Source organism: Acidovorax sp. NO-1 (genome assembly GCF_000238595.1).
Lineage (GTDB): Bacteria > Pseudomonadota > Gammaproteobacteria > Burkholderiales > Burkholderiaceae_C > Acidovorax.
The window spans coordinates 41610-62787 of the sequence record NZ_AGTS01000063.1; the positions used below are offsets into that span (position 1 = coordinate 41610).

The 21178-nt window shown below is 66.1% G+C and carries 16 protein-coding genes and 1 pseudogene; 10 read left to right on the plus strand and 7 right to left on the minus strand.

Going from position 1 to position 21178, the window contains the following annotated elements; genetic code table 11:
* Positions 1-53 precede the first annotated feature (53 nt).
* On the plus strand, positions 54-590 hold the full coding sequence (gene def, locus KYG_RS06950) for a peptide deformylase (protein ID WP_008904145.1): 537 nt from the start codon (positions 54-56) through the stop codon (positions 588-590).
* A 53-nt stretch (positions 591-643) separates the two neighbouring features.
* On the opposite strand, the gene KYG_RS06955 is transcribed toward def, so the two are convergent.
* Positions 644-3235 carry a [protein-PII] uridylyltransferase gene (locus tag KYG_RS06955; RefSeq protein ID WP_139019315.1) on the minus strand — a complete coding sequence of 864 codons (2592 nt, stop codon included), beginning with the start codon at positions 3233-3235 and terminating at the stop codon, positions 644-646.
* Positions 3236-3331: 96 nt separating this feature from the next.
* Entirely contained in the window at positions 3332-4147 is an 816-nt protein-coding gene (gene map, locus KYG_RS06960; protein WP_008904147.1) for a type I methionyl aminopeptidase, read from the minus strand.
* Positions 4148-4242: 95 nt separating this feature from the next.
* Here map and purL point away from each other — a divergent pair, with 95 nt between their 5' ends.
* The 3 genes from purL (at position 4243) to KYG_RS06975 (ending at position 10091) form a co-directional block, all read left to right on the plus strand.
* Positions 4243-8250: a phosphoribosylformylglycinamidine synthase gene (gene purL / locus KYG_RS06965; RefSeq protein ID WP_008904148.1), complete on the plus strand. Its 4008-nt coding sequence runs from the start codon at positions 4243-4245 to the stop codon at positions 8248-8250.
* A gap of 132 nt (positions 8251-8382) precedes the next feature.
* Entirely contained in the window at positions 8383-9372 is a 990-nt protein-coding gene (locus KYG_RS06970) for a DUF808 domain-containing protein (protein ID WP_008904149.1), read from the plus strand.
* Positions 9373-9500: 128 nt separating this feature from the next.
* A complete protein-coding gene (locus KYG_RS06975) occupies positions 9501-10091 on the plus strand; it encodes an OmpW family protein (RefSeq protein ID WP_008904150.1) in 591 nt (196 codons plus the stop codon).
* 106 nt (positions 10092-10197) lie between these two features.
* Here the strand turns inward: KYG_RS06975 and KYG_RS06980 are convergent, their stop codons facing one another.
* Both KYG_RS06980 and KYG_RS06985 read right to left on the minus strand, forming a co-directional pair.
* A complete protein-coding gene (locus KYG_RS06980) occupies positions 10198-11202 on the minus strand; it encodes a metal-dependent hydrolase (RefSeq protein WP_008904151.1) in 1005 nt (334 codons plus the stop codon).
* A 128-nt stretch (positions 11203-11330) separates the two neighbouring features.
* Positions 11331-12017 carry a protocatechuate 3,4-dioxygenase gene (locus KYG_RS06985; RefSeq protein ID WP_085942520.1) on the minus strand — a complete coding sequence of 229 codons (687 nt, stop codon included), beginning with the start codon at positions 12015-12017 and terminating at the stop codon, positions 11331-11333.
* Positions 12018-12239: 222 nt separating this feature from the next.
* On the opposite strand from KYG_RS06985, the gene egtD reads away from it, so the two are divergent.
* Complete coding sequence (egtD, locus tag KYG_RS06990) at positions 12240-13157, plus strand: L-histidine N(alpha)-methyltransferase (protein ID WP_008904153.1); 918 nt, start codon at positions 12240-12242, stop codon at positions 13155-13157.
* A gap of 22 nt (positions 13158-13179) precedes the next feature.
* A complete protein-coding gene (gene egtB / locus KYG_RS06995) occupies positions 13180-14385 on the plus strand; it encodes an ergothioneine biosynthesis protein EgtB (RefSeq protein WP_008904154.1) in 1206 nt (401 codons plus the stop codon).
* A gap of 39 nt (positions 14386-14424) precedes the next feature.
* On the opposite strand, the gene KYG_RS24290 is transcribed toward egtB, so the two are convergent.
* Positions 14425-14613 (minus strand): hypothetical protein, encoded by a 189-nt coding sequence (locus KYG_RS24290; protein WP_139019316.1) that lies wholly within the window; start codon positions 14611-14613, stop codon positions 14425-14427.
* Here KYG_RS24290 and KYG_RS25060 point away from each other — a divergent pair.
* Both KYG_RS25060 and KYG_RS25065 read left to right on the plus strand, forming a co-directional pair.
* A pseudogene (locus tag KYG_RS25060) lies at positions 14612-14935 on the plus strand (chromate transporter); the annotation flags it as partial. The gene KYG_RS24290 and the pseudogene KYG_RS25060 overlap by 2 nt on opposite strands.
* A 125-nt stretch (positions 14936-15060) precedes the next feature.
* A complete protein-coding gene (locus KYG_RS25065) occupies positions 15061-15876 on the plus strand; it encodes a chromate transporter (RefSeq protein WP_237707218.1) in 816 nt (271 codons plus the stop codon).
* Positions 15877-15917: 41 nt separating this feature from the next.
* Here KYG_RS25065 and KYG_RS07005 read toward each other — a convergent pair whose 3' ends face one another.
* On the minus strand, positions 15918-17201 hold the full coding sequence (locus KYG_RS07005; protein ID WP_008904155.1) for an O-acetylhomoserine aminocarboxypropyltransferase/cysteine synthase family protein: 1284 nt from the start codon (positions 17199-17201) through the stop codon (positions 15918-15920).
* Between the two features lie 207 nt (positions 17202-17408).
* A complete protein-coding gene (locus KYG_RS07010) occupies positions 17409-19445 on the minus strand; it encodes a U32 family peptidase (protein WP_008904156.1) in 2037 nt (678 codons plus the stop codon).
* 193 nt (positions 19446-19638) lie between these two features.
* Here KYG_RS07010 and KYG_RS07015 point away from each other — a divergent pair, with 193 nt between their 5' ends.
* Entirely contained in the window at positions 19639-20793 is a 1155-nt protein-coding gene (locus KYG_RS07015) for a branched-chain amino acid ABC transporter substrate-binding protein (RefSeq protein ID WP_008904157.1), read from the plus strand.
* A 131-nt stretch (positions 20794-20924) separates the two neighbouring features.
* Positions 20925-21167 carry a hypothetical protein gene (locus KYG_RS07020; protein WP_008904158.1) on the plus strand — a complete coding sequence of 81 codons (243 nt, stop codon included), beginning with the start codon at positions 20925-20927 and terminating at the stop codon, positions 21165-21167.
* The last annotated feature ends 11 nt before the right edge of the window (positions 21168-21178 follow it).

The following is a 21178-nucleotide window of genomic DNA, read 5'->3' on the forward strand; positions in this document are numbered from 1 at the left end:
ATGCTGCCGCAAGCCGAGCAACGGTTTTTCTTCTTGACCAGGACATACCTCCCATGACCATCCGCACCATTTTGAAGATGGGCGATCCGCGCCTGCTGCGCATCGCCCAGCCGGTCACCGCGTTCGATACCGAAGCGCTTCACTTTCTGGTCCGCGACATGTTTGACACCATGCGCTCTGTCAACGGCGCGGGGCTGGCTGCGCCGCAAATTGGTGAGGACCTGCAACTCGTGATCTTTGGCTCCGCTGAGCGCAACCCGCGCTACCCGGACCGGCCCCTTGTTCCTCCCACCGTCCTGCTCAACCCGGTCATCTCCCCGCTGGGCATCGAGGAGGAAGAAGACTGGGAGGGCTGCCTTTCCGTGCCAGGATTGCGGGGCAAGGTACCGCGTTGGTCGCGCATTCGCTACACCGGGGTGGACCTGCACGGTGACCCGATTGATCGCACGGTGGACGGCTTTCATGCGCGGGTGGTGCAACACGAATGCGACCACCTCGTCGGCAAGCTCTATCCCATGCGCGTGCGCGACTTCACGCAGTTTGGGTTCACAGAGGTACTGTTTCCGGACATCAGTGACGCTGAGGAGTAGGCCGGTACCGGCCAGAAAATTGTCAACCCAACGCCCTTGGAGCGCCGCGCTTGTTACGCAGACAACTCGCGCAGCAGTTCCGTCTCGATCTCGATCTGGCGGGCGTTGTTCTGCAGTTCCGGGCCCTGTATCAGGAACGTGTCTTCCACGCGTTCGCCCAGCGTGCTGACCTTGGCAAGCTGCACGCTCAGTTGGTGCTGCGCCAGGATGCGCGCCACCACATAGAGCAGGCCCGCGCGGTCGCTGGCTGAGATGGCCAGCAGCCAGCGCTGCGCCTTTTCGTCGGGTCGCAGCGTGACGCGCGGGGCCACGGGAAAACTCTTCACCCTGCGCGACACCCGCTTGCGCGCAGGTTCGGGCAACGGGCCGCCGGCTTCAATCACGCGCACCAGATCGCTTTCGACCATGTGCGTGAGCTCCCGGTAGTGCCCTGGTTGCGAGGAAGCGACCACCTGGAAAGTGTCCAGCGCGTAGCCGTTGTTCGCAGTGTGGACCCGGGCATCCAGGATGCTGAAGCCCGCCCGGTCAAAATAGCTGCAGATGCGCGCGAAAAGATCCGGCTGGTCCGCGGCGTAGACCATCACCTGCAACCCATCGCCCGCCAGGGACTGGCGCGCGCGCACCACCGGCCTGGCAGTGCCCACATGGCGCGAAAGGTGGCGGGTGTGCCAGGCAATATCGGCGGCTTCGTGGCGCATGAAGTAGCTCACATCGAGCGTCCCCCACAAGGCCTTGTGGGCCTCGAAGGGCAGGGCGCTCAGGGCCAGCAGCACCAACGCCTCGCGCTTGCGGGCCTCGATTTCTGCGGCAGCATCCGGTGCCCGACCGCCCAGTGTGCGCAGCGTGGCGCGGTACAGGTCTTCCAGCAACTTGCCCTTCCAGGCGTTCCAGACCTTGGGGCTGGTGCCCCGGATGTCCGCCACCGTGAGCAGGTACATGGCGGTGAGGTTGCGCTCGTTGCCAACGCGGCGTGCAAAGGCGGCGATCACGTCGGGGTCGCTCAGGTCCTGCTTTTGCGCCACCGTGCTCATGGTCAGGTGCTCACGCACCAGAAACTCGATGAGCCGGGCGTCTTCGCGGTCCACGCCGTGCTGGCGGCAAAAGCGTCGCACTTCTTCGGCGCCGATCTGCGAATGGTCGCCTCCGCGCCCCTTTCCAATGTCGTGAAACAGCGCGGCCAGGTACAGGATCCAGGGCTTGTCCCAGCCGCCCGCCAGCTGCGAGCAGAACGGGTACTCGTGCGCATGCTCGGCCATGAAGAACCGGCGCATGTTGCGCAGCACCATCAGGATGTGCTGGTCCACCGTGTACACGTGAAACAGGTCGTGCTGCATCTGCCCCACGATGCGGCGAAACGGCCACAGGTAGCGCCCCAGCACCGAGGTCTGGTTCATCAGCCGCATGGCATGCGTGATGCCTGAGGGCTGCTGCAGAATCCGCATGAAGGCACCGCGGTTGACCGGGTCGCGCCGGAAAGCGCTGTCCATCACGCCGCGCGCGTTGTACAGCGCGCGCAGGGTACGGGCCGACAGGTCCTTGAGCCCCACGGTGGTCTGGTAGAGCAAAAAGGTCTCCAGAATCGCGTGCGGGTCGCGGGTGTACAGGTCGTCGCTGGCGACCTCGATGAGGCCCGCCTTTTCGAAGAAACGCTCGTTGATCGGGCGCGGCTCGTGCGTCGAGGGGCTCAGGCGCTCTTCGATGTTGAGCAGCAGGATCTGGCTGAGCTGCGACACGGCCTTGGCCGCCCAGTAGTAGCGCCGCATCAGGCTCTCACTGGCGCGCATGGGCAGGCGCGAGCCATCGGGCGCTTGCGAGCGGTAGCCGAACGACTCCGCCACGGCGGTCTGCAGGTCGAACACCAGGCGGTCTTCATGCCGCCCCGCAGCCGCATGCAAACGCGCGCGGATGAGACACAGCAGCGCCTCGTTGCGCTCGATCTGGCGCACCTCGAAGGCTGTGGCCAAGCCGCTTGCGGCCAGCTCCTTCCAGTTGTTTCCCAACCCGGCGGCCTGGGAGACCCACAGGATCATCTGCAGGTCGCGCAGCCCTCCCGGCGACTCCTTGCAGTTGGGCTCCAGCGAGTAGGGCGTGTTCTCGTACTTGGTATGGCGCTGGCGCATTTCCAGCGTCTTGGCCACCAGAAAGGCCTGGGGATTCATCTGCGCCCGGTACTGGCGCTGGAATTCGGCAAACAGCGCAGCGTTGCCGCACACCAGCCGCGATTCCAGCAGCGACGTCTGCACGGTGACATCGCCCGCGCTCTCGGCCAGGCATTCGGCCACGGTGCGCACGCTCGATCCGATCTCCAGGCCCGCGTCCCAGCAGCTGCCGATGAAGCCTTCCAGCTGGGTGCGCAGCGCGCTGCCTGCCTCGGGGGCAGCGCCATCGGGCAGCAGCAGCAGCACATCGACATCCGAGTAGGGAAAGAGTTGGTCCCGCCCAAAGCCGCCCACTGCAACCAGGGCCAGGTCGGCGGGCAGCCCTGCCCGCTGCCACAGCGTTTGCAGCAAGGTGCCTGCGAGCGAGGAGAGCTTGCGCAGCAGCACGCGGATGCCGCGTGTGGAGGCGCCAGTCGATTGCATCGCGGCCAGCAGGGCCGCCTTGTCGCTGCGGTAGGCGTCTCTCAGGGCATGGAGTTCAGTCATGGTCATTGGGTGCGCGGTGGATGGGCCATGAAAATGCCATGCAAGAGTTGTGCGAGCCAGTGCGATAGGTGCCCCGCGCGCCGTCGCCGGGCTGGTTCAGGTGGCTGTGGCGGTGACAAAGGGCGGCGGCGGTGGCGAGCCTGCCGACAGCGTCATCACTTCATACCCCGTGGGCGTGACCAGCACGGTGTGCTCCCACTGGGCCGACAGGCTGTGGTCCTTGGTCACGATGGTCCAGCCGTCGTTGCCAAAATCTTTTACCTCGCGGCGGCCTGCGTTGATCATGGGCTCGATGGTGAACACCATGCCCGGCACCAGTTCTTCGAGCGTGCCGGGCTTGCCGTAGTGCAGCACCTGGGGTTCTTCGTGAAACTTCTTGCCAATGCCATGGCCGCAGAACTCGCGCACCACCGAGAAACCGTTGCCTTCTGCAAACTTCTGGATCGCGTGGCCGATATCCCCCAGCCGCGCGCCGGGCCTGACCTGCACGATGCCATGCCACATGGCTTCAAAGGTCAGCGCCGACAGGCGCTTGGCGGCGATCGAACATTCGCCGATCAGGAACATGCGGCTGTTGTCGCCGTACCAGCCGTCTGGCGTGATCACCGTGACGTCCACATTGACGATGTCACCCTTTTTCAGCGGCTTGTCGTTGGGGATGCCGTGGCACACCACGTGGTTGACCGAGGTGCACAGTGACGCGGGGTAGGGCGGGTAGCCGGGTGGCTGGTAGCCCACGGTGGCAGACACGGTGCCCTGCTGCGCCATGCATTCGGCGCCCAGGCGGTCGATTTCCTTGGTGGTGATGCCAGGTTTGATGTGGGGAGTGATGTAGTCCAGCACTTCAGAGGCCAGGCGGCAGGCCAGGCGCATGCCCTCAATGTCTTCAGCGCTTTTGATGGTGATGCTCATGCCGCAATTATCCCATTGGCCCCGTGTTGCCGCTGGGCGCGCAAGCCGCCCAGTAAAATGCCGGGTTCCCCTCACACCCCCAACAGGCCGCTACCGTGACCTTGCACATGACCACGCTGGCGGGCGGCAACGCCCTCAGCTCCTTCCGCGCCCAGCAACTTCAACCCGCCCTGGAGGCGATCCACCCCAAGATCAGCGGTATTGCAGCGCGTTTCGTGCACCTGGTCGCCACCGACGCGGCCCCCACACCCACCGAGCAAGAACGCCTGGCTGCGCTGCTGACCTATGGCGACCCGTACGCCGGCCCCGAAGACGGCGCCATGCTCATCGTCACGCCGCGGCTGGGCACGCTGTCGCCCTGGGCTTCCAAGGCCACCGACATTGCGCGCAACTGCGGCATCGCCATCCGCCGTGTGGAGCGCATCACCGAGTACCGCATCAGCCTCAAATCCGGCCTGCTGGGCAAGACGCCCGAGCTGACGGCCGAGCAACTGGGCCAGATCGCCGCACTGCTGCACGACCGCATGACCGAATCGGTGGTGGCCGACCGCAGCGCCGCTGCTGCCTTGTTCACCGAACTGCAGCCCGCGCCCATGGAGCATGTGGATGTGCTGGCCGGTGGCCGCGCTGCACTGGAAGCCGCCAACACCCGCTTTGGCCTGGCACTGGCCGACGATGAAATCGACTACCTTGTGACTGCGTTCACAGGCCTCGCGCGCAACCCCACCGATGTGGAACTGATGATGTTCGCGCAGGCCAACAGCGAGCACTGCCGCCACAAGATTTTCAACGCCCAGTTCACCATCGACGGCGTGGCGCAGGACAAATCGCTGTTCGGCATGATCCGCAACACCCACCAGCTGGCGCCCCAGCACACGGTGATCGCGTACTCGGACAACGCCTCCGTCATGGAAGGCCATCAGGTTGAGCGTTTTGTAGCCAAAATGGGCTCTGTCGCTTATCCATCAAGCGCTAATAGCTATCAAAAGAGTAGCGTTACCCAACATGTGCTGATGAAGGTGGAAACCCACAACCACCCCACGGCCATCTCGCCCTTCCCCGGCGCATCGACCGGCGCAGGCGGCGAGATCCGCGACGAAGGCGCCACGGGCCGGGGCTCCAAGCCCAAGGCGGGCCTCACGGGTTTCACCGTGTCCAAGCTATGGGGCTCCACCGTCGGCAAGCCCGAGCACATTGCCAGCCCGCTGCAGATCATGGTCGAAGGCCCCTTGGGCGGCGCGGCGTTCAACAACGAATTCGGCCGCCCCAACCTGAACGGCTACTTCCGTGAGTACGAGCAAGAAGTCGGCGGCGTGCAGCGTGGCTACCACAAGCCCATCATGATCGCGGGCGGCGTGGGCGTGATCGATGCAGAGCTGACCAAAAAGATCGAATTCCCTGCAGGCTCGCTGCTGATCCAGCTGGGCGGCCCCGGCATGCGCATCGGCATGGGCGGCAGCGCCGCCAGCTCCATGGCCACCGGCACCAATGCGGCCGAGCTGGACTTTGACTCGGTGCAGCGCGGCAACCCCGAGATCGAGCGCCGTGCGCAAGAGGTCATCAACCACTGCTGGGCACAGGGCACGGCCAACCCCATCCTCGCCATCCACGACGTGGGCGCGGGCGGTTTGTCCAACGCCTTCCCCGAGCTGTCCAACGACGCAGGCCGGGGCGCACGCTTTGACCTGCGCGCCGTGCAGCTCGAAGAGTCTGGCATGAGCCCGAAGGAAATCTGGAGCAACGAGTCGCAAGAACGCTACGTGCTGGCGATTGCGCCCGAATCGCTGGAACAGTTCAAGGCCTTCTGCGAGCGCGAGCGCTGCCCGTTTGCCGTGATCGGCACGGCCACCGAAGAGCGCCAGCTGGTGCTGCACGACCCCGCCGCCACGGCCGACGACCAGAAGCTGCCCGTGGACATGCCCATGAACGTGCTGCTGGGCAAGCCGCCCAAGATGCACCGCGACGTGACCACCGTGGCGCGTGAATTCAAGCCCATGGACTTGACCGGCGTACCGCTGCAAAAGGCCGTGATCGACGTGCTGGCCCACCCCACGGTGGCGTCCAAGCGCTTCCTCATCACCATTGGCGACCGCACGGTGGGCGGCCTCAGCCACCGCGACCAGATGGTTGGCCCCTGGCAAGTGCCTGTGGCCGATTGCGCCGTGACGCTGGCCGACTACAAAGGCTTTGCGGGCGAGGCGATGAGCATGGGTGAGCGTACGCCGCTCGCCGCCATCAACGCCCCCGCCTCGGGCCGCATGGCGGTGGCCGAAGCGCTGACCAATCTGCTCGCAGCGCCCATTGAGCTGCCGCGCGTGAAGCTGTCGGCCAACTGGATGGCCGCGTGTGGCGAACCGGGCGAAGACGCCGCGCTGTACGAAACCGTGAAAGCCGTGGGCATGGAGCTGTGCCCCGCGTTGGGCATCAGCATCCCTGTGGGCAAGGACAGCCTGTCCATGCGCACGCAGTGGTCTGAAGGCGCTGACAAGAAAAAGGTCACCTCGCCCGTCAGCCTGATCGTGAGCGCGTTTGCATCGCTGGCGGACGTGCGCGGCACGTTCACGCCCCAGCTCGACGCCACCGAGGCCGACACCACGCTGGTGCTGATCGATCTGGGCAAAGGCCAGAGCCGCATGGGCGGCAGCATCCTCGGCCAGACGCTGGAGCAAAGCGGCGACGTCGTGCCCGATGTGGACGACCCGCAAGACCTGGTCAACCTCGTCAACGCCGTGAACGCACTGCGCGCCAAGGGCCAGATCCTGGCCTACCACGACCGCAGCGACGGCGGCCTGCTGGCCGCAGTGGCTGAAATGGCCTTTGCGGGCCACGTGGGTGTGTCGCTCAATGTGGATCTGCTGGTGACCGAGGGCGACGGCATCACCGACAGCCGCGCCGAAGTGGGCGATGCCAAGAACTGGTCGGGCCAGGTCAGCGCGCGCCGCGAAGAGCTCACGCTCAAAGCCCTGTTCAACGAAGAACTGGGCGTGGTGCTGCAGGTCAAGACCAGCGAGCGCAATGAGGTGATGCAGACCCTGCGTGAGCACGGCCTGTCCAGGTTCAGCCACTTCATCGGCAAGACGCGCCCCGCGTCGTCGTCCATTGATGCGGGCAAGGGCGAGCTGCAGGTCTGGCGCGATGCCAAGGCCGTGTTCAGTGCCTCGCTGGCCGACCTGCACCAGGTGTGGGACGCGGTGAGCTGGAAGATCTGCCAGCAGCGCGATAACCCCGCCAACGCCGATGCCGAGCACGCTGCAGCGGGCGAGCCCACCGACCCCGGCCTGCACGTGCACCTCACGTTCGACGCCGCTGACAACGTGGCTGCACCGTTCCTTCAGCTTTCCAAACCCAAGGTCGCCATCTTGCGCGAGCAGGGCGTGAACTCGCACATCGAAATGGCCTACGCCTTCACCGAGGCGGGCTTCGAGGCCTACGACGTGCACATGACCGACCTGCAGACCGGCCGCGTCAAGCTCGAAGACTTCAAGGGCGTGGTCGCCTGTGGCGGCTTCAGCTATGGCGACACGCTGGGCGCGGGCATTGGGTGGGCGCGCAGCATCACCTTCAACCCCGTGCTGGCGGCGCAGTTCCAGGGCTTCTTTGGCCGCACCGACACGTTTGGCCTGGGCGTGTGCAACGGCTGCCAGATGTTTGCCGAGCTGGCCGACATCATCCCCGGCGCACAAGACTGGCCGCGCTTCACCACCAACCAGAGCGAGCGCTTCGAGGCCCGCCTGTCGCTGGTGGAAGTGCTCGAATCCCCCAGCCTGTTCCTGCAAGGCATGGCGGGCAGCCGCCTGGCGATTGCCGTGGCGCACGGCGAGGGCTATGCCAACTTCAAGTACCGGGGCAATGCCGACAAGGCCATTGCTGCGATGCGCTATGTGGACAACCATGGCCGCCCCACCGAGCAGTACCCGTTCAACCCCAACGGCAGCGCGGGTGGCCTCACGGCCGTGACCACGGTAGACGGCCGCTTCACTGCCATGATGCCGCACCCCGAGCGCGTGTTCCGCAACGTGCAGATGAGCTGGACCAGCGAGGACAAGGCCCAGTACAGCGGCTGGATGCGCATCTGGCGCAACGCGCGCAAGTGGGTGGGGTGACCGGCTGGCGGGGCGCAGCGCGGCACGCACACTGAAAACGCTATAACAATAATAGCTTCTGGCGCTTGATAGGCAAGCGCTGGAAGCTTTTTTTATTCATAATCCGCACTTCTTCATTTTTCGGAGCCTCTTATGGCCGGTGCCAGCCTGTTGACCCTGCTCGACGATATTGCTGCAGTTCTGGATGACGTTGCGCTGATGACCAAGGTCGCGGCCAAGAAGAGCGCGGCCATGGCCGACGATGTGTCGGTGATGACCAAGGTGGCCGCGCAGAAGACGGCGGGAGTGTTGGGCGACGATCTGGCGCTCAACGCGCAGCAGGTCTCGGGCGTGCGGGCCGAGCGTGAGCTCCCCGTGGTGTGGGCGGTGTGCAAGGGCTCCTTTGTCAACAAGCTCATCCTGGTGCCTGCGGCGCTGCTGATTGGCCACTTTGCGCCATGGGCCGTCACGCCGCTGTTGATGGTGGGCGGTGCCTTCCTGTGTTTTGAGGGCTTTGAAAAGCTGGCCCACAAATTTCTGCATGCACCGCACGAAGACGCGGCCCAGCACGAAAGCCACGCCCTGGCCAACGCCAATCCGGCGGTGGACCTGGTCACGTTCGAGAAGGACAAGATCAAGGGTGCCGTGCGCACCGACTTCATCCTGTCGGCCGAAATCATTGCCATCACCCTGGGCACCGTGGCCACGGCACCCTTTGGGCAGCAGGTGGCCGTGCTGGCGGGCATTGCGCTCATCATGACCGTGGGGGTGTACGGGCTGGTGGCCGGCATCGTCAAGCTGGATGACCTGGGCGTGTGGCTCAACAACAAGACCAGCAGCGTGGCGCGCGCCATGGGTTCGGGCATTCTGCGGGCGGCGCCCTGGCTGATGAAGGGGCTGTCGGTGGCGGGTACGGCGGCCATGTTTCTGGTGGGCGGTGGCATCCTGGTGCACGGCGTGCCGGTGGTGCACCATGCGGTCGAGGCGGCCGGCGCCGCCGCGGCCACATGGCCGGTGGGCCCGCTGTGGGGGGTGCTGGTGCCCAATCTGCTCAACGCAGTCGTCGGGGTCGTGGCGGGCGGCCTGGTGCTGGCTGCCGTCACGCTGGTACAGCGCCTGCGCCGCAAGTCCATAACGGCATAGTGGGTTTTGTTGATGTGGATCTAAGGGTTAACACCAAGTCCTTGAGGTAGGGCAAGGGGTGCGGGCAGGCTTGGCGGTTCAATGCATGCACGGGGGTCGTCCCCGTCCAACCGATGCGAAGAATCAACATGAAAAAGAACCTGCTGGCTGTCGCTGTACTGTGTGCCCTGTCTTCTGGCGCCGCCCTTGCCCAACAGGCCGAAGGCCCCTTTATGGTCCGTGCCCGCGTGGTGCACCTGGACAGCGCCAACAAGGACAGCACGCCCCTGGGCCTCACGGTCAACAACAAGACGATTCCCGAAGTCGACATCACGTACTTCTTCAACCAGAACGTCGCCGCCGAGCTGATCCTGACCGTACCGCAAAAGCACACGCTGCGCGCCGGTGGCACGGCCATCGGCTCGCTCAAGCACCTGCCGCCCACGCTGCTGCTGCAGTACCACTTCGATGCACCCGGTTTCAAGCCCTATGTGGGCGCGGGCCTGAACTACACGCGCTTTTCCAGCGTGAACCTGCCCGCTGGCGTCAACATTGATCGCAACAGCTTTGGCGCTGCGCTGCAGGTGGGTGTGGACATCCCGCTGCAGAAGAACCTGTACCTCAACTTCGACGTCAAGAAGGTTTTCATCAAGACAGACGTCAAGGCCGGCGGCGCCAAGCTGGGCACGTTCAAGGTCGATCCCGTGCTGGTGGGCGTGGGTCTGGGCTGGCGCTTCTGAGGCGACGCAGCAACGCGTGTTTTCCAAGGGGAGGGGGCCGGTGTCTGCGAGGGCACCGGCCCTTTTTTTGCAGTATGCGGCTGTGTTGAAAGGCGCTGCGGCCCGGTCAATGCAGGCTCACATCGCGGCCCCACATGCGTTGCCACAGCCAGGGCAGGGCGGTGGCCAGGTCGGGCCTCTGCCACTGCTGGGTGGTGACATGCCCGCGCTGGGCGATGTGCTCGGCCGGTCCCAGGTTGAAGTGGAAGGTGTAGGTGGGTTCGTTCCCCATGCGCAGGTCGGTGATGTACACATTGCCGCCTGCTTCCGTCATCTTGAAGAACCCATGGCTGAAGTTCGCCACGCGCTTCACCAGCGGGCTGGACTGATGCTGGGCATACAGAGGCGCCCCGCGCGGGTGCTGCGTCCAGCGCACGGGGCGGCCGCCATCCAGCAGCGAGCTGTAGCCTTCGTAGTAGTGCGTGGGCGTAACCACTACGGCGCGCCACAGCAGCGTGTTGAACGGCGCGGGAGTGACCAGGACCTGGCCCGGCGCCAGGTGCGGCTCGGGCGGTGACGCCATGATGTTTTGCACCGCCTGGTGCTGCGCCACCACGCTCCAGGCGATGTAGGCCGTGCTGAGCGCCAGACCGCCGCGTGCCCATGCCAGCCCACGGTCTTGCCGCATGGCGAGCGCGGCCACCACACCCACCAGCAGCGGCAGGGTATAGAGCGGGTCGATGATGAACAGGCTGCCCACGGCGTAGGGAAAGCTGGTGAATGGCAGCAGCAGCTGCGTGCCGTACACCGTGAACCAGTCCAGCAAAGGGTGGGTGATGAGCGCAAGCCACAGCGCCAGCCACCAGCGCCTGAACAGTGCGGGCTCGCCGTTCAGGCGCGACACCGCCCATGCGAAGGGGAGCGAGAACACCGTGAGATAGAACAGCGAATGGCTTTCCGAGCGGTGCAGCACCATGTTCAGGATGGCGTCACCGTGGTCGATGAACGCATCCAGGTCGGGCAGCGTGCCTGCAATGCCACCCCACAGGGCGGCTTTCCAGGCGGCGGTGCGCCGCCCGATGGTGGAGAGGGTGACGGCGGCACCCAGAACAAGTTGGCTGACGGAGTCCATGCAGGGGTGGGAGGTTGGGTGCAAAGAGGGAGAGCGGCACTGTACCGGCTGGCGCGGCGCGGCGCGCGGCACGGGGCCAATCGCCCCAGCGCGGGTTCAGGCTCTGCGCTCCAGGGCGGGGCGCGGGCTCAGGCCTGTACCACCAGCGCAAATTCCGCGCGCGGCCCGTCGCTGGAGGGGGTGAACGGCACGGTCAGTGCCGCGCGCCCGGCGGGGCTCAGGCGGCTCCACAGAAAATCCCGCGCGTTGCCGGGCTCTCCCTCCACGTACATCTGGGTGGTCAGCAGATCGCGTTGGCCAAGGCGCACCTTGAAATGGATGTGCGGCGTGCGCCCGGTATAGGGCGCAGGGCGGATGGTGCGGAACCGGTAGCGGCCGTCGCGCCCGAGGGTGACGCGACCAAAACCCTGGAAGTCCGGGGCCGCCCGGCCGCCGTCGCCCGGATGGTGGTAGTGCCCGGCAGCGTCGCATTGCCAGATCTCCACCACGCCGCCGGCCAGCGGTACGCCGGCGGTATCGGTTACCCGGCCTTCCACCCACAAGGCCTGGCCCTGGGCGTACTGCAGCGGGCCGTTGCGCAGCAGGTCGGCGTCGCTGTCGGCCGGCAGCGCGATTGGGTAGAAGGGGCCCTCCGTCTGGCGGGGCGTGGGCGCAAGCGGCGCCTGCGCCCACGCAGTCTGCACCAGCGCGGGCGCGCCCACCCAGGCAGCGCCCCACACGCTGCGCTGCAGCAGGGCGCGCCGCGTGCTCCCAGCGGGTGCTTGATGCCCGGATGAATGCGGCCTGGGACCAAGGGGTGGAACGGAATCGGACATTCTTCACTCCTCGAAAGCGGTGTTGGAAGCGTGATGCCCACCGATAGTGCCGCATCGCGCTTGTCTTTTGTCAGCCCGGGGTCGGGTTGAAGGGGTGCGGCGCAGTAAGGTTTGGCCTACATACAGCGGCCACCGTTGCGCCCAAAATGGACGGTTTACAGGCGGCAGGGCTGCCAACGCCCCTGCCGGACCCGCGCTCCGCCGCGCCGACGAGACCCACCCATGCCACGGACAGCTACCGACGACATCACGCAAGGGCTGCGCCAGCGCCCCGCCCGCATCTCCCCCAAATATTTTTACGACCAGCACGGTTCGCGCCTGTTCGAGGCCATCACCGAGCTGCCCGAGTACTACCCCACCCGCACCGAGAACGCCCTCATGCAACGGCACGCAGCCGACATCGCGCGCGCGGTGGGCACGGGGCGCACGCTGATCGAGCTGGGCGCCGGCAACTGCCAGAAGGCCCGGGCGCTTTGCAGGCTGGTGCAGCCAGCGTGCTTTGTGGGTGTGGACATTTCGGCGGACTATCTCAGCGAGGCCGTGGCCGGGCTGCAGAACGATTTTCCGGGGCTGGACGCGCGCGCACTGGGCGGCGACATGACGCAGGGCGTGGAGCTGCCACCAGACATTCCGCGAACCGGACGGCTGGTGTTCTACCCGGGTTCGTCCATTGGCAACTTTGACCCGCCCCACGCGCTGGAGCTGCTGGCCCACATGCGCGACATGGTGGACGACGACGGGGGCCTGCTGATCGGCATTGATCTGCCCAAGGAGGTGGCCGTGCTGGAGGCCGCCTACGACGACGCCGCGGGCGTGACGGCAGAATTCAACCGCAACGTGCTGCGCCATGTGAACCGGCTCATCGGGAGCGACTTCGACCTGGCCCAGTGGCAGCACCGTGCGTTTTTCAACCACGAAGCGTCGCGCATCGAGATGCACCTGGAGGCCATCGCCGATGCCGATGTGCGCTGGCCGGGGGGCGGGCGCACGTTTGTGCAGGGTGAGCGCATCCACACCGAAAACAGCTACAAATACCCGCTGCCCGTGTTCACAGACATGCTGGAACGCGCCGGTTTCAAAGAAGCCCAGGCGTGGACCGACGAGCGTGGATGGTTTGCCGTGGTGCACGCGCGGCCCTGATGGATTGACCAGAGCATCTGCCATGACCACCAACCCTGTCGATCTGCATGCCCGCTACACGGGCGTGCGCAACCGCTCGCGCGCTATTGCCGCCCCGTTGTCGGCCGAGGACTGCGCCGCGCAGTCCATGCCCGACGCCAGCCCCACCAAATGGCACCTGGCCCACACCACCTGGTTTTTTGAAACCTTTGTGCTGGAGCCCCACGAGCCGGGCTTTGCGCCGTGTCACCCCGCATTCCGTGTGCTGTTCAATTCCTACTACAACGGCGTGGGCGCCAAACACCCGCGCCCGCAGCGCGGCCTGCTCACCCGCCCGTCGCTGGATGAGGTGCTGGCCTACCGCGCCGATGTGGATGCGCGCATGGCGCGGCTGCTGCCCACGGTGCTGCACAGCGGCGCCGTGTGCACGCTCATCGAGCTGGGCCTGCAGCACGAGCAGCAGCACCAGGAGCTCATGCTGACCGACATCCTGCACCTGCTGTCGTGCAACCCGCTGTGGCCCGCGTACACGGCGGCACCTGCATCCACGGCCGCCACAGCGCACGCCGCAGCGCCCGCGCTTGAGTGGCTGCGGCATGAAGGTGGTGTGGTCGAGATCGGCCACGCGGGCGGCGGCTTTGCCTTCGACAACGAAGGCCCCCGCCACCGCGTGTACCTGCAGCCCTACACACTGGCCTCCCGCCTGGTCACCCAGGCTGAAGTGGCCGCCTTTGTTGCCGATGGCGGCTATGCCAACCCGGCGCTGTGGCTGGCCGAGGGGTGGGACTGGCGCACCGCCAACGCCCTGGCGCACCCGCTGTACTGGCAGCAGTGCGACGGCGCGTGGCGCACCTTCACGCTGGCCGGGTTGCAGCCCCTGGATGGCCATGCGCCGGCCGTGCACCTGTCTTACTACGAAGCCGATGCCTTTGCCCGCTGGGCCGGTGCGCGACTGCCCACCGAAGCGGAATGGGAGCATGCCGCGGCGCAGGATACCGCCCGGCAACTGCACCAGCTCTATGGCGCGGCCTGGCAATGGACGCAGTCGAGCTATGCGCCGTACCCCGGCTTTCGGGTGGCCGATGGCGCAGTGGGCGAATACAACGGCAAGTTCATGGTCAACCAGTACGTGCTGCGCGGCAGCTCCAGCGCCACGCCGACGGGGCATGAACGCCTGACCTACCGCAACTTCTTTCCGGCCACGGCGCGCTGGCAGTTCACCGGGCTGCGGCTGGCAAGGGATGTGTGAGCGGGAGCCTGAACGACAGCCCCCATCAGCAGCAGTGAATCAAAAAACATAGCTGCTGGCGCTTGACTGGTAAGCGCTGGAGCCCAAAAACACCTGAAGTTTGCAGCCGGCAGACGCCCTGCCTGCGGCGATTTCGCGGCTGTCATCCGGGGCGCTTAACATCGCAGCCGGGCCTGTGCGCTTCACCTGCGTGGCCTGCATTTTCAGCGACGCCGTCACCGCACCCATGCCCAGCCACCTTGTGCCTCCCCCATCATCCACCGAGCCGCCGGACCTTGCCGGTGGCCCCACCGCGGCCGTGCCCCCCGTGCCGCAAGGGTCCGCCCTGGAGGTGTTGCTCGCCTTCTTCAAGCTCGGGCTGACGTCGTTCGGCGGGCCGGTGGCGCACCTGGCGTACTTTCGCACCGAGTTTGTAGAGCGCAGGCGCTGGCTGAGCGACCCGGACTACAGCGACCTCGTGGCGCTGTGCCAGTTTCTGCCCGGCCCGGCCAGCAGCCAGGTGGGCGCGGCGCTGGGCCTGTTGCGGGCCGGGTGGCGCGGGGCGCTGGCGGCGTGGGCGGGTTTCACGCTGCCGTCTGCGGTGCTGCTGGTGCTGTTTGCGCTGGGGGTACGCAGTGGGCGGTGCAGGGCGCCTCAGGCGCGCTGCACGGGCTCAAGGTGGCGGCCGTGGCGGTGGTGGCGCAGGCGGTGCTGGGCATGGCCAGGTCGCTGTGTCCCGACAGGCTGCGTGCCGGGCTGGGCCGTGGCCGCTGCCCTGCTGGTGCTGGGCGTGCCCGGCACCTGGGGGCAGCTGGCCGCCATCGCGCTGGGGGCGTGGTGGGCTGGCGCATGTTGAACGTGGGCCCCCTGGCGCCTGCACAGCACCGGGGCTACGGCGTCAGCCGCCGCGCTGGGGCGGTACTGCTGGCGCTGTTTGCGCTGCTGCTGGCGGCGTTGTTGCTGTGGGCCTCGGTGGCCGACTCGATGGTGGCATCGGCCATGGCCGTGTTCTACCAGGCCGGGGCTTTGGTGTTTGGCGGCGGGCATGTGGTGTTGCCCCTGCTGCAGGCGGGCGTGGTGCCGCCGGGTTGGGTGGGCAACGACGCGTTTCTGGCCGGTTACGGCGCAGCGCAGGCCGTGCCGGGGCCCCTGTTCACCTACGCGGCCTACCTGGGCGCGGTGATGCCGCACCCGCTGGGCGGCTGGGGCGGGGCGGCGCTGATGCTGGGGGCGATATTTGTGCCCGCGCTGCTGCTGGTAGCGGGTGCACTGCCGTTCTGGGAGCTGCTGCGCCAGCGCCCCGCCGTGCAGCGGGCTGTGGGCGGCGTCAATGCTGCCGTGGTGGGTATTCTGGGTGCGGCGTTGTACGACCCGGTGTGGACCAGCGCCGTCCACTCCAGAACCGATTTCGCGCTGGCCCTGGCGGCGTTCGGGCTGCTGGTGCATGCCCGCTGGTCGCCCGTGTGGGTGGTGGGGCTGGCCGCCATGGCGGGGTGGTGGCTGGGGCGGTGATGAAGGCCAGTTGCCGCGGTGGGTAGCAACTGGCTTCGGCTTTACACCTTGTCGAGCGCCTGGGCCAGGTCGGCCAGCAGGTCATCGATGTGCTCGATGCCCACCGACAGGCGCACCATGCCTTCGCTCACGCCGGCCTTGGCCAGCTCTTCGGGGTTGAGCTGGCGGTGCGTGGTCGATGCCGGGTGCGTGGCCAGCGATTTGGCGTCGCCAATGTTCACCAGACGCGTGAAGAGCTGCAGCGCATCCAGGAAGCGCGCACCGGCCGCGCGCGGGTCGGCGTCGCTGTTCTTCACGCCAAAGCTCAGAATGCCGGATGCCTTGCCGCCCGACTGGCGCTGCACGAGTGCGTGGTCCGGGTGGTCGGGCAGGCCGGCGTAGCGCACCCATTCCACCTTGGAGTGCTTTTGCAGGTATTGGGCGATGGCCAGCGTGTTCTCGCAGATGCGGTCCATGCGCAGGGCCAGCGTCTCGATGCCCTGCAGGAGGAGGAAAGCACTTTGTGGTGACAGGGCGGCGCCGGTATTGCGCAGCGGCACCACGCGCGCGCGGCCGATGAAAGCGGCCGGGCCCAGGGCCTCGGTATAGACCACGCCGTGGTAGCTCACATCAGGCTCGTTCAGGCGCGGGAAGCGCGCCTTGTGCTCGGCCCACGGGAACTTGCCGCTGTCCACAATCGCGCCGCCCACGGTGTTGCCGTGGCCGCCCAGGTACTTGGTGAGCGAGTGCACCACGATGTCGGCGCCATGTTCGATGGGGCGCAGCAGGTAAGGGCTGGGCACGGTGTTGTCGACGATCAGCGGCACGCCATGGTCGTGCGCCACCTTGGCCAGCGCGGCGATGTCGGTCACGTTGCCCAGCGGGTTGCCAATGGACTCGATGAAGATCGCCTTGGTGCGCGCGTCGATGTGCTGCGCAAAGCTGGCCGGGTCGCGCGGGTCAGCAAAGCGCGTGGTGATGCCCTGCTGCGGCAGGGTGTGGGCAAACAGGTTGTAGGTGCCGCCGTAGAGAGTGCTGGCCGACACGATGTTGTCGCCCGCCTCGGCAATGGTCTGGATGGCATAGGTGATGGCCGCCATGCCCGAGGCCACGGCCAGCGCGGCGATGCCGCCTTCCAGTGCCGCTACGCGCTTTTCCAGCACGTCGGTGGTGGGGTTCATGATGCGGGTGTAGATGTTGCCCGGCACCTTCAGGTCGAACAAATCCGCGCCGTGCTGGGCGCTGTCAAACGCGTAGGCCACCGTCTGGTAGATGGGCACGGCCACGGACTTGGTGGTGGGGTCGGGGCTGTAGCCGGCGTGGACGGCCAGGGTTTCGATCTTCATGCGCTGAGGTCTCAGGGTTGAAGGAATGAACCCCGCCCCGTATTGAACATTGCAGGGCGGATGACGGCAGCCATTCTTGCACCCCGATGGTGCGCACGGGTCGAATCTTTGGCTATGTGCTTATGCGCGCCGTGCTGGCGGCATTGTTATGCCAAAATTTTGAGCCAAAATGGCCTCCAGCGCTTGATGGATAAGCGCCAGCAGCTATTATTTTGATAGTATATTGGCCGCTGGCCGGGTGCGGTAGAACTGCAGCGGCACGGTCTGCATGTCCCGGGCGTGCTGGTTGAGCACCGATTTTTTCATCTTGCCCACCACGTGCATCTCGCAGGGCTTGCAGTCAAAGCGCAACGTGAGTTTTTCCTTGCCGTTGATCAGCATCAGTGGCTCGGCCTTGATGGTGCCCTGCACGCCCGTCACGCCCTTGGCCTGCTTGGGGCACAGGCTCATCGAAAAGCGCACGCAGTGCTTGGTGATCATGAGGCTGACTTCGCCTTCTTCCTCGTGCGCCTCGTAGGCCGCATCGATCACCTTCACGCCGTGGCGCACGTAGAAGTCGTGGGCCTTGTGGTTGAACACGTTGCCCAGGAACGAGAGCGTGTCTTCGGGGTAGGGCGCAGGCGGCTCCACCGGCGTGGCGCGCGGCAGACGGGCAAAGTTGCGGGCGCGGTTGGCCTCCAGGTCGGCCACGGCATCGCGCCGCAGCGCGTTGACCACCGAGGCGGGCACAAACCACGGCTGCGACAGCTGCAGCGCAATGTCATGCACCGCAAACACCGTCGCGCCAAAGCGGCCGAGCTGCTCGCGCAGGCTGGCTTCGGCCTTGGCGGCGTCGGTCGCAACCTGATGCGGCTGCTGCACGGAGGCAGAGCCCACATTGCCGTCTTCGTCGGTCAGCAGCAGGCGAAAGCCGTTGGGGGTTTCGCTCAGGTGGGCCCACAGGCCGATGCGGCGGTCGCTAGACTTTTTCTCCAGCGTGCGCACCCAGTCCATGTCGCGGTTGCGGTTGACTTCGGTGCCCTTGCGCAGGTCCTTGAAGCTCTCCATCGGGTCTTTGGGGTACACGCGCCATTGCGTGATGAGCTTGCCCACGCTGTGCGCCGACACGGGCTCGGCCACGTTGATGGCCATGCCCACCAGCTCCTTGTGCAGGTCGTAGTAGCACAGGCCGTCGCCGTTGTGCAGCACCGTGCTGGGGTCGCTCACTTCCAGCTCCACAAAGTCGGGGCCTACCTTGGTCACCCAGCCGATGGCCTGGCCGGGGTTCTTGGGGGTGTCGAAGGCGCCAATGTCTTCCTTGCGGCCGGTCACGAAGTAGTCGGTGAACTCGCGGTTGAAGTTCTGCAGCGGGTCGGGCGTGAAGGTGAAGGTGGTGCGCCCGCTGGATGAGCGGCCGAGGGGCCGGCCCTGGGCCTCACGCTCTTCGATGATTTCGTCGAGCAGCGTGCGGTAGTGGGCCGTGATGTTCTTCACGTAGCCCATGTCCTTGTAGCGCCCCTCGATCTTGAAGCTGCGCACGCCCGCATCGATGAGGGCGCGCAGGTTGTCGCTCTGGTTGTTGTCCTTCATGGAGAGCACATGCTTGTCGTGTGCGATGAAGCGGCCCTGCGCGTCCGTCACCTGGTAGGGCAGGCGGCAGGCCTGGCTGCAGTCGCCGCGGTTGGCGCTGCGGCCCGTTTGTGCATGGCTGATGTTGCACTGCCCGCTGTAGGCCACGCACAGCGCGCCGTGGATGAAGAACTCGATGTTGGCGCGCCCCGGCGCATCCACCGGCCCCAAGGCCTTGTGCACGGCAGCGACCTGTTGCACCGTGAGCTCACGCGCCAGCACGATCTGCGAGAGGCCGGCGTCCTGCAGAAAGCGCGCCTTCTCGGGCGTGCGGATGTCGGTCTGTGTGCTGGCGTGCAGCTGGATGGGGGGCAGGTCGATTTCCAAGAGGCCCATGTCCTGGATGATGAGCGCGTCCGCGCCCGCCTCGTACACCTGCCAGGCCATCTGGCGCGCGGCCTCCAGCTCGTCGTCGCGCAGGATGGTGTTGAGCGTGATGAAGATGCGGCTGTTGAAGCGGTGCGCGTGCCTGACCAGGCGTTCGATGTCCCGGATGTCGTTGCCCGCGCTGGCGCGCGCGCCAAAGGCCGGGCCGCCGATGTAGACGGCATCGGCGCCGTGGTTGATGGCTTCGATGCCAATGTTGGCGTCGCGCGCAGGCGAGAGCAGTTCGAGCTGGTGGGGCAAAAGGGACATGGGCCCGGATTATCCCAGTGTGCCCGCCGCTGCGGGCGGGGCGCTTTGCATTAGCCGGATTAATGAATTGGCAAATTGCTAAGTTCGCTTAGCGGTTGGCGCCAAATCGCCGTCGGGCTGGCTAGGATGCGGGGCCTGTTGCACGCTCTCGCCGTGCACAGCCGTTTTGATCGACCCCTGGAGACCTCTCATCGTGTTGCGCCTCGCTTCTTCACCCGCTTTTCCCCTGTCTGCCGTGGCCCTGGTGGCCTGCTCTCTGGCCACCGCCAGTGCGTTTGCCCAGGACGTGCAAACCGTCAAGATCGCCCACGCGGGCCCCGTTTCGGGCGGCATTGCCCACATCGGCAAGGACACCGAAAACGGTGTGCGCCTGGCCATTGACGACCTGAACGCCCAGAACCTCGTCATCGGCGGCAAGAAGATCAAATTTGAAATTGCGGCCGAAGACGATGCGGGCGACCCGCGCCAGGCCACCGCCGTGGCCCAGAAGCTGTGCGACCAGAAGGTTGCGGGCGTGGTGGGCCACCTGCAGTCGGGCACGTCCATCCCCGCATCGGCCATCTATGCCAAGTGCGACCTGCCCCACATCACGGCCTCGGCCTCCAACCCCGACCTGACCAAACCCGGCCACAAGACCACTTTCCGCCTGATCGCCAACGACAACGCGCTGGGTGCGGCGCTGGCGCTGTTTGGTGCCGACCACCAGAAGCTGAAAAGCGTTGCCATCATCGACGACCGCACGGCCTACGGCCAGGGCGTGGCCTCGGTCTTCAAGGCCACGGCGCTGCAAAAGGGCCTGAAGGTGGTGGGCGAGGAGTTCACCAACGACAAGGCCACCGATTTCATGGCCATCCTGACGTCCATCAAGAACAAGAAGCCTGACGCGATCTTCTACGGCGGCCTGGACGCGCAAGCCGGCCCCATGCTGCGCCAGATGGAGCAGCTGGGCCTGGGCAACGTGAAGTACTTTGGCGGTGACGCACTGTGCACCGAAAAGCTGCCCGAGCTGTCGGGCAAAACCCCCGCGCTCAAGAACGTGACCTGCGCCACCGGTGGTGCGTCGGTGGACAAGATGCAGGGCGGCGCAGACTGGAAGAAGCGCTACGACGCCAAGTTTCCCGGCCAGTTCCAGATCTATAGCCCCTACGCCTATGACGCCGCCATGGTGCTGGCCGACGCCATGAAGCGCGCCAACTCGGTGGACCCCAAAGTCTTCGCGCCCTTTATCGCCAAGACCGAATACAAGGGCGTGACCGCCAACATCGCCTTTACCGCCAAGGGCGAGCTGACAGCCCCCGCCGTGACGCTCTATACCTTCAAGGACGGCAGCCGCGTGGCGCTGAACTGACGCCTGCAGCGCTTGCGCTGAGTTGGACGGCCGCCCTGTGCGGCCGTTTTTGCGTGCGCGCTTTGGCTTTACAGTCAGGCCCCTGTGCAAGATTGCAGGCGGGCCATCGGTGTCCGCCAAGGAGCCAAGGTATGCGCGCAATGCTGGGATTGGTCGGGCTGGTGGTGGTACTGGCGGTGGTGGGCTTGCTTGCCAAGAAGCAGACGTCCGCCACGCGCACGCCGGTGCCGTCGCTGCAGACGGCGCCCGGCGCTGTGGCGCCTGCGTCGGCACCGACGGTGCGCGACCAGAGCCAGCAGATCCAGCAGCAGGTGAAGCAACAGGTGGAAGGCCTGCTGCAGCAGACCCGGCCCATGCCGGATGAAGAAAAATAAGCCAAATCGGC

Excerpts from the sequence above, each read along its gene's own strand:
- KYG_RS06980 (WP_008904151.1), bottom strand. The coding sequence starts at position 11,202 with ATGGACTCCGTCAGCCAACTTGTTCTGGGTGCCGCCGTCACCCTCTCC.
- KYG_RS06955 (WP_139019315.1), bottom strand. The coding sequence starts at position 3,235 with ATGACTGAACTCCATGCCCTGAGAGACGCCTACCGCAGCGACAAGGCG.
- egtD (WP_008904153.1), top strand. The coding sequence starts at position 12,240 with ATGCCACGGACAGCTACCGACGACATCACGCAAGGGCTGCGCCAGCGC.
- KYG_RS06975 (WP_008904150.1), top strand. The coding sequence starts at position 9,501 with ATGAAAAAGAACCTGCTGGCTGTCGCTGTACTGTGTGCCCTGTCTTCT.
- KYG_RS07010 (WP_008904156.1), bottom strand. The coding sequence starts at position 19,445 with ATGTCCCTTTTGCCCCACCAGCTCGAACTGCTCTCGCCTGCGCGCGAC.
- egtB (WP_008904154.1), top strand. The coding sequence starts at position 13,180 with ATGACCACCAACCCTGTCGATCTGCATGCCCGCTACACGGGCGTGCGC.
- KYG_RS07020 (WP_008904158.1), top strand. The coding sequence starts at position 20,925 with ATGCGCGCAATGCTGGGATTGGTCGGGCTGGTGGTGGTACTGGCGGTG.
- KYG_RS06985 (WP_085942520.1), bottom strand. The coding sequence starts at position 12,017 with ATGTCCGATTCCGTTCCACCCCTTGGTCCCAGGCCGCATTCATCCGGG.
- KYG_RS24290 (WP_139019316.1), bottom strand. The coding sequence starts at position 14,613 with ATGGGTGCGGTGACGGCGTCGCTGAAAATGCAGGCCACGCAGGTGAAG.
- KYG_RS06970 (WP_008904149.1), top strand. The coding sequence starts at position 8,383 with ATGGCCGGTGCCAGCCTGTTGACCCTGCTCGACGATATTGCTGCAGTT.
- map (WP_008904147.1), bottom strand. The coding sequence starts at position 4,147 with ATGAGCATCACCATCAAAAGCGCTGAAGACATTGAGGGCATGCGCCTG.
- KYG_RS07005 (WP_008904155.1), bottom strand. The coding sequence starts at position 17,201 with ATGAAGATCGAAACCCTGGCCGTCCACGCCGGCTACAGCCCCGACCCC.
- def (WP_008904145.1), top strand. The coding sequence starts at position 54 with ATGACCATCCGCACCATTTTGAAGATGGGCGATCCGCGCCTGCTGCGC.